Consider the following 7,868-nt stretch of genomic DNA (forward strand, 5'->3'; position numbering starts at 1 on the left):
CACGTACGGTCAACTCGACCGCGAGATCGACGGGTTCGGCCGGGTGGGAGTGGCCCTCGATCATGGCGACCAGGACGTCGACGGCGCGGGTCGCGACGGCGGCGAAGTCCTGACGGACGGTGGTCAGCGGCGGGGAGAGGTAGGGCGCGGCGGGGATGTCGTCGAAGCCGACCACACTCACGTCGGCGGGGACGGCACGTCCGGCCTCGGCGAAGGCGCGCAGCGCGCCGAGGGCCATGTCGTCGTTGGCGGCGAACACGGCGGTCAGGTCGGGGAGTTGGGCCAGCGACCGGCCGGCCGCGTAGCCCGAGGCCGGGGTCCAGTCGCCGTCCGCCGGCAGTGGCGGTTCGGGGGCTCCGGCGTCGGCCAGCGCCTCGCGCCAGCCGCGGAGCCGGTCGCGGGCGGTCCACCAGTCCTGCGGGCCGGGGATGTGCCAGACCGTGCGGTGTCCGAGCCCGAGCAGGTGCTGTGTGGCGATCCGCGCGGCGGCGACTCCGTCGGCACGGACCACGGTGCTGGGCGCGTCGGCCAGGTGCACGCCCTCGCCCAGGCTCACCACCGGTACGTCCGCGCTCAGTCGCAGGGGCGTGCCGTCGTCGATGGGCTCCGACAGGACGATCCCGTCGACGCCCTGTTCCAGCAGGGATTCCACGGCCGCCGCGATTCCGGCGCCGCCCTGGCCCTCCAGGGTGCTGGCCACGGCGAACGAGTAACCCACGCGGTGCATGGCCCGCTCCAGGTCGATGAGCTGGGTCGACGGACCGTAGAGCGCGCTGCCGAGCGAGACCACTCCGATCCGCCGGTACCTGCCCATCAGCAGGGCTCGCGCCGCGTTGTTCGGACGGTAGTCCAGTTCGCGGATGACGCCGAGCACACGGTCGCGGACGTCGGCACTGACGTGGGGCTCGCCGTTGACGACACGGGACACGGTCTTCTGGGAGACACCCGCGGCACGGGCGACCTCCATCATCCCGGGGCCGCGCCGACGGCGTCCGGGACCGCGGGGGGACGACGGCTCGGTGCCGGTGGTGGCCATGACCCTCCTCGTACTCGTCTCGCGTTCGTCGGCGTTGACTACGTAGTCAATCTTCCACGCGATGACGCGGGGATCGAAATGACTACGTAGTCAGGCCAGTGTTCACAGCGCGGCCGCACGAGTCAATACTCCGTGCGGAACCAGTCCCGGAGGGGGCCGGAGGCGGGGGCGGCCGCCTGGACACAGCGGTCGCCGAACCGCGTGGTGTCACGTACCCCCGGCCCATCGCGCGGCCGGCCCGGGGGCGGTCCACCGCGGTTTCCCGGTCGGGTCGGCCACGTACGGGATGCCGAGCCACTGGCCGTACCGGTCTGGCTGCTGGGACTTGTCGGGGCCGGACTCGGTGGGGCGGCGAGGGGCCCACTCGCCGACGGTGAACGTATCCGTGTGACCGATACGTCGGCGAGATGCGGTACACGATCGTTGACAGTTCTCAGGGCGTGCGGGGCGCGTGGCCTGTCCCGGTGAGTGCCGATGTGTTCCTGGCCGGATTCGCCCTCGAATCCGACTGCGTCCTCTCCTCGGATCCGGCCAGGAACCTGTCCCCGTGGCGGGTCAGCCAGCGGCGATCAGCGGCTGCGGTGTGCCGCTCGCCGGCGTCTGCCTTGAGCCGCGCAGCGCCGCGATGCCGATGAAGACCATCGACGACAGGCCCGCGATCGCGAAGGCGGTGAAGCCCCAGTCCCCGTTGCCGGCGGCGAGCAGTTGGCCGCCGAGCCACGGGCCGAAAACCGCGCCGAAGCGGCCCATGCCGGAGGTCCAGCCGACTGCGGTGGCGCGGTTGTCGGGGGTGGAGCGGATCGAGACCGTCGCGTAGATCATGGTCTGGGCGCTGTTGAGGAACACACCGGTGAGGAACACCACCGTGAAGGTCACCGCGAGCGGCATGTGGACGCTGAGCAGGAAGACTCCGACGGCGGTCAGCGCGAACCAGATCGACGAGATGCGCGGCGCCCCGAACCGGTCGGCGGCCCGGCCCGCGACCAGCATGCCCACGATGCCGCCGAGGTTGAAGAGGACGACGAAGGTGAGCGCGGAACCCAGCTCGTAGCCCTCGCTGCGCATCAGGGTGGGCAGCCAGGTGGCGACACCGTAGACGAGGAGCAGTCCGCCGAAGGAGGCCGGCCAGTACAGCAGGGTCTGGGTCCACTCGCCGCCGCGGAACAGGTTGACGATGGCGTTCCAGCGGTCGGCGGGGGCCTTCTTCCCTGCCGCGGCGGGCAGTTCGACCTCGAAGCGGCCGGCCAGCCCGCGGGCCTCCTCGGTACGGCCCTTGGCGACCAGGAAGCTCAGCGACTCGGGCATGAACCTGGCGAGCACCGGGACGAAGAGCAGCGGGACCACGCAGACCCAGAAGGCGGCACGCCAGCCGAAGGGCTCCACGATCCACAGGGCCACGTAGGCGGAGAGGATGCCGCCGGCGTGGTGGGCGGTCATCAGCATGCCGATGGTGAGGGCGGTACGGCCGCGCGGGGCGTAGTCGGAGACCATGCTGATCGCGGTGGGCAGCAGTCCGCCGAGGCCGACTCCGGCGAGGGTGCGGCCGAGGCCGAAGACCGCGACGCTGCCCGACATCGCGCACAGGCCGGAGGCCAGCGAGAAGAGCGTGACGCAGGCGACCATCAGCTTCTTGCGGCCGATGCGGTCGGCGACCGTCCCTGCGGTCAGCGCGCCGACCAGCATGCCGAAGGTGGCGTAGCTGCCCAGGTCACCGGCCTGGTCCGGGGTGATGCCGAGGGACTTCTCCGCCAGCATGTGCGGCAGCACGGAACCGTAGATGAACATGTCGAGGCCGTCGAAGAGCACGGCCAGCCAGCACAGACCGACGACCAGCGCCGCCAGTTTGCCGCCGCGGGCGGACAGGGCGAAGGAGGAGGACATCGTTGTTTCCTCTCGTCCAGGAGTCGTGTCCCTGGAGGGGATCGGGGAGGCGGGGGTGCGGCGGCCCGAGCGGTTCGTGCGGCGTCTGACCCCGTGATGCGCATGACGCTAGAAATCCCCTTCAGGATTGTCAACATTTTCGTAAACAATCACAGAAACAAGGCGGGCGCCGGGACGGCACACGGCAGGGGTGTGCCGCCCGTGAGGCGAACGGGGGATGCCGGTGTCAGCCGACCGGCGGCGTGCCGTGGGTGTGGAAGGACTCGATGGTCTTCAGACCCCAGGCCTGACCCTTCTTCCGCTCCTCCTCGGTCCAGGTGATCAGCGGCCAGTCGGGCGCCAGGACGAGGCGGGTGAGCGGGTTGCACAGCTCGACGCGGTTGCCGCCGGGCTCGTAGACGTACAGGAAGAACGTCTGCTGGATGGCGTGCTTGTGCGGGCCCGTCTCGATGAACACACCGGTGTCCAGGGCGAGATCGGCCGCCCGCAGGATGTCCTCACGGGTGTCCGTGGCGAACGCGATGTGGTGCAGGCGTCCGTTGGAGCCGGTCCAGTCCTCGGTGTAGACGATGTCGTACGACTTGCTGCTGAAGGTCAGCCACTGGGCGGCGATCCTGCCGCTGTCGAGCCGGATCTGCTCGGTGGGCCGGGCGCCGAGCACCTCGTGGACGAAGTCTCCGTTGGGCTCGACATCGGCGGCGAGGAAGTTGACGTGGTCCAGGCGTCGTACGCCCACGCCATGACCGGGCTTGGCCTGCGGCTGGTTCTTCAGGCCTGGCTTCAGCTCGTCCGGCGCCCGGTACCACTCGCTCTCCCAGTAGAGGGCGAGTTCATGGCCGTCGGGGTCGGTGGTGACGTACAGCGGGCCGATGCCCGGCTCGTCCTCGACCCAGCGGCCGGGGTGGCCGGCGTTCTCGGTCTCCTTGACCCGGCGCTGGAGGGCCTCCTCGCTGGAGGCGCGCAGGGCGGTGCGGCGGATCCCGGACGTGGCGTGGGCGGTCAGGGTCACGCTGTGGTGCTCGTAGTCGTCCCAGGTCCGCAGGTATACGGAGTCCCCGGAGCGGCCGTTCTCGGTCAGGCCGAGGTAGTCGGTGAAGAACCGGACGCTGGCGTCCAGGTCGGGGGTGAGCAGTTCGACGTGCCCGAGGTGGGCGATGTCGCCGAGCGGCGGGGCCATGGGGCCTCCTCAGGGGTGTTGTGCGGCTCCGGCCGGCCGGGGGAAGACCGTGCCGTCGAAGATCTTGCGTGCGGTACGGACGACGGCGGTACGCCGGGCCACGGGGACGGGGCTCGGGGCAGCGCCTGAAACAGGACTCGTTGCGGCTCCCGGCTCAGCGCCCGAGGCGACGCTCGATGCGGCGCCCGGTTCAGCTCCAAGTTCAGCGCCCGGGGTGTCGTACGCGAGGGTCGTTTCTATGTCGAGGAATCCGGTGGGGTGCTCGATGCGCACCCGGTCCCCGTGGGCCGGCAGACGTGCGACCGCCCCGCCGACGCCGCCCTCGATCCGCAGCCCGGCGGCGACGCTCGCGGCGCCCAGGACCCCGATCGAGGTGTGGCAGCGCACCGGGATGAAGGTGCGGGTCATGACCGCGCCACCGTCCAACGGCGCTGCCAGCAGGCTGAGTTTGGGCACGGTGGTGCCTTCCACATCGCCGAGCCCCATCAGCTTTCCGGCCTCCAGCCGGATCCCCCGGAGCCGTTCGGCGAGGGCCTGGTCCGCCTCCAGGTCGGCGGGCGCCTCATAGCCGGTGACACCGAGCGAGGACGCGGCGATCAGCACGGTCGGCATGCCGTTGTCCACGCAGGTGACCGGTACGTCGGCGACGAGGTCACGTGCCCGGCCGGTCGGCAGCAACGGGCCGCCACCTTGCGGGAACTCGATGACCACCGGCGCCGCGGACCCCGGCACCCCGGAGATCTCGGCGGAACCGGTGTAGTCGACGCGCCCCTCCGGCGTGGGGAAGGACGCGACGGCGAGGTCCCCGGTGTTGAGCATGCGGATCCGCACCGACGTACGGCCCTCTCCGGCGGCGACCAGTCCGCGTTCGACGGCGAACGGGCCGACGCCGGCGAGGAGGTTCCCGCAGTTCTGACGGTCACTCACTTCCGATGTGTCGACGCCGACTTGGAGGAACAGGTAGTCGACGTCCGCCTCGGGATCGGCCGACGCGGAGACCACCGCCACCTTGCTGGTCAGCGGATGCGCCCCACCCAGGCCGTCGATCTGGCGCGGGTCGGGGCTGCCCATGACGCGCAGCAACAGGTCGTCGCGCGGGGCGGGTTCGGCGGGCAGGTCCCCGGCCAGGAAGTAGGCGCCCTTGGAGGTCCCGCCGCGCATGAGCATGCAACGCACCTCCTCGGAGCCGGCCCCGGTCCCGGACCTGGCCTCGGCCCCGGTCACGAGCCCACTCCGACCCGGTGCCCGGTCACGGCCCGGCTCCATTCCTGTGCCCGGTCACGTTCGGGCCCCGTCCCACGGATCCCGCCGCTCCTGCCGCTCGTGCTGCTCCCGTCGGTACTCCTCGTACGACTGGTAGCGCACTCCCAGGCGTACGAGGGTCTCGCGCAACCCATACCGGTCCAGGCCGAGTTGGCCCTCGGCGAAGGCGGCGCGGGTCGCCTCCTCCTTCGCGGTGCGCGCTGCGGACGCGTCGACTGCCTCGGCGGACCGCTCGCGCGGGACGACCATCACGCCGTCGTCGTCGGCGAGGATCACATCGCCCGGCCGGACGCTCTGCCCGCCGATCACCACGGGTACGTTGACCGATCCGCCGGTGGCCTTCACGGTGCCCTGCGCGGAGACGGCCGCCGCCCAGACGGGGAAGCCCATCGCGCGCAGCTCCTCGGTGTCGCGCACTCCGGCGCCGGTCACCAGACCGCGGACGCCCCGGCGTTGCAGGGCGGTGGCGAAGAGTTCGCCGAACATGCCGTCCGTGGAGGGCGAGGTGGTCGTGACGACGAGGATGTCGCCCTCGCCGCACTGCTCGACCGCCGCGTGGATCATGAGGTTGTCGCCGGGCCAGCTCAGCACAGTGACGGCGGTGCCCACCACCCGTACGCCCTGCTGGATCGGACGCAGGTCGCTGCCGAGGAGGCCGGTGCGGCCGAGGGCCTCGTGGACGGTTGCCACGCCGTACGCGGAGAGCGCCTCGACGTCCTTCTCGGCGGCCTTCGGGGGGTTGGTGACGATCAGGCCGCTCATGCCAGCTCCCCCGTGACCTGCGGGTAGGGGCGCATGTACGCCTCGGCGTAAGTGGTGTGCGGCAGCCCGAGGTTGGGGCCCGCGTTGCGCTTGAGCTGTACACCGCGGCGGACGGCGAGGTCGGTGTAGTAGTCCCACAGGTGCCGCTGCGCGGCCAGGCACTCCATGGCCTTGCGCTTGGTCTCCCACACCTCTGAGATGTCGAGGAGGACCTCCGGCTTGAAGCCGCACATCTCGGGCTGGTGCGGCTCGAAGAAGAACACCGGCGGGGCGCCGATGATCTCCCCCTCGGCCGGGTAGCCGATGGCCTGGGCGAGCACCCGTGCGTCCAACGCCATCCGGGCGGCCGCCGGGTGGTCGCCGTTGTACGGGTCGTCGAGCGGGTGGGTGAGGACGACGTCCGGCTGCGCCTCGCGGTAGACGGCCACGAGCCGGTCCGTCAGCTCGGGCGTGATGGTCAGGGGGTAGTCGCCGGCGTCGAAGAAGACGACCTCGGCGCCGAGGGTGGCGGCGGCCGCCTCGGCCTCCGCACGGCGCATCTCCTTGATCTCCTCCAGCGACCTGCCCTCACGCCAGGCCTTCGCGGACTCGCCGCGCTCGCCGTAGGTCAGGCACGCGATGGTGACCTTCTCGCCGCGCGAGGCGGCGAGGGCGATGGCCCCACCCGCCCGCCACACGAAGTCCCCGGCATGCGCGGTGACGACGAGCGTGGATCGTGGGGTGGCGGGCGTCGTCGACGGTGGTGAGGTACCTGCCGCGTTGCCATGCGTCATTGCTGCAATCTCCTTGATGGACAGGCCAGTTGACCCACCCCCCGCGGTGTCACTCGCGCAACGCGTCGATCACACCCGAAAGGTGGGCGCGGACGGCCGCTTCGGCCGCCTGCGGGTCCCGGGCCCTGATCGCCTCGATCATGGCCAGATGCTCACCCAGGGACTTCTGGGGCCGCCCCGGCCGCAGCGCGAGCTGGAAACGGTGGCGCACCAGCTGCCCGTTGAGCCGCTCCAGCAGTTCGACGGCCGTCTGCTGGCCGGAGAACTGCCTGATGAGGGCGTGCAGTTCGTGGTTGAGGTCGGAGTAGGTCACCGGCTCGCCGTCGGCGACGGCCTTGGACATCGCCTCGCCCACGTCGACCAGCCGGGTCAGCTGCTCGTCCGTGACCGCGACGGCCGCCTTGGCAGCGCACAGCCCTTCGAGGACCATGCGGCACTCGGTGATGGCGACCGCTTCCTCCACGGTCACCACCCGCACCCGCGAACCGCGGTTGCGGATCCGCTCGACCAGACCCTCCGACTCCAACTCGATCAGTGCCGCCCGCACACTGGCCCGTGTCACACCGAACTGCTCGGCGAGTTCGTTCTCCACCAGCCGCTGGGCCGGTGCCATCTCGCCACGCAGAATCGCCTGCCGCAGCTGCGCGAGCGCGTGCTGCCTGGCCTGCTCTCCGGTTCTCGGACGGGCTTGTTTCGGCATGTGTGCTCTCCCTGAGTGAGTGCCTGTCGAACCTAAATCTAGACGAACAAGATTGTCAACAATTTTGTTCTCCATGCGGTGCGACCACATACCAACAAGGGCCCTGATATCCGCAGTTGCGGATATCAGGGCCCTCAGTTCGTACGAGGGGTCTCCCGCGCTCAGGCAGCGACAGGGAACCCCGACGTGCGGAAGACGCGGCGCTCGGCGTCCACGGCGAACACCTCACAGCCTTCGCGCGCGGCGGCCCAGTCGATCCCGTCCGCCCCCATCGCG

7 protein-coding genes and 1 pseudogene are annotated in these 7,868 nt (G+C 70.8%); all 8 read right to left on the reverse strand.

Features of this window, described 5'->3' with window-relative positions; all coding sequences use genetic code 11:
* Window positions 1-967, reverse strand: a 967-nt coding sequence (locus O3Q52_RS44045) for a LacI family DNA-binding transcriptional regulator (RefSeq protein WP_269654142.1), incomplete at its 3' end; no start/stop codon positions are given.
* Between the two features lie 624 nt (window positions 968-1,591).
* Window positions 1,592-2,917 carry an aromatic acid/H+ symport family MFS transporter gene (locus O3Q52_RS44050; protein ID WP_269654136.1) on the reverse strand — a complete coding sequence of 442 codons (1,326 nt, stop codon included), beginning with the start codon at window positions 2,915-2,917 and terminating at the stop codon, window positions 1,592-1,594.
* Window positions 2,918-3,143: 226 nt separating this feature from the next.
* Window positions 3,144-4,094, reverse strand: a complete 951-nt coding sequence (locus tag O3Q52_RS44055; RefSeq protein ID WP_269654137.1) for a catechol 2,3-dioxygenase — start codon at window positions 4,092-4,094, stop codon at window positions 3,144-3,146.
* A gap of 9 nt (window positions 4,095-4,103) precedes the next feature.
* Window positions 4,104-5,261: a 4-oxalomesaconate tautomerase gene (locus O3Q52_RS44060; RefSeq protein ID WP_269654138.1), complete on the reverse strand. Its 1,158-nt coding sequence runs from the start codon at window positions 5,259-5,261 to the stop codon at window positions 4,104-4,106.
* Between the two features lie 111 nt (window positions 5,262-5,372).
* Window positions 5,373-6,119, reverse strand: coding sequence for a 4-carboxy-4-hydroxy-2-oxoadipate aldolase/oxaloacetate decarboxylase (locus tag O3Q52_RS44065; RefSeq protein ID WP_269654139.1), 747 nt, complete (start codon window positions 6,117-6,119; stop codon window positions 5,373-5,375).
* Window positions 6,116-6,892, reverse strand: a complete 777-nt coding sequence (locus O3Q52_RS44070; RefSeq protein WP_269654140.1) for a PIG-L deacetylase family protein — start codon at window positions 6,890-6,892, stop codon at window positions 6,116-6,118. Before O3Q52_RS44070 ends, O3Q52_RS44065 begins: the two co-directional genes overlap by 4 nt.
* A gap of 49 nt (window positions 6,893-6,941) precedes the next feature.
* Complete coding sequence (locus tag O3Q52_RS44075; protein ID WP_269654141.1) at window positions 6,942-7,592, reverse strand: GntR family transcriptional regulator; 651 nt, start codon at window positions 7,590-7,592, stop codon at window positions 6,942-6,944.
* A 161-nt stretch (window positions 7,593-7,753) separates the two neighbouring features.
* Window positions 7,754-7,868: pseudogene (locus tag O3Q52_RS44080) on the reverse strand (FAD:protein FMN transferase); the annotation flags it as partial.

The sequence above is a fragment of the Streptomyces sp. ActVer genome (assembly GCF_027270795.1).
Classification (GTDB): Bacteria; Actinomycetota; Actinomycetes; order Streptomycetales; family Streptomycetaceae; genus Streptomyces; species Streptomyces umbrinus_A.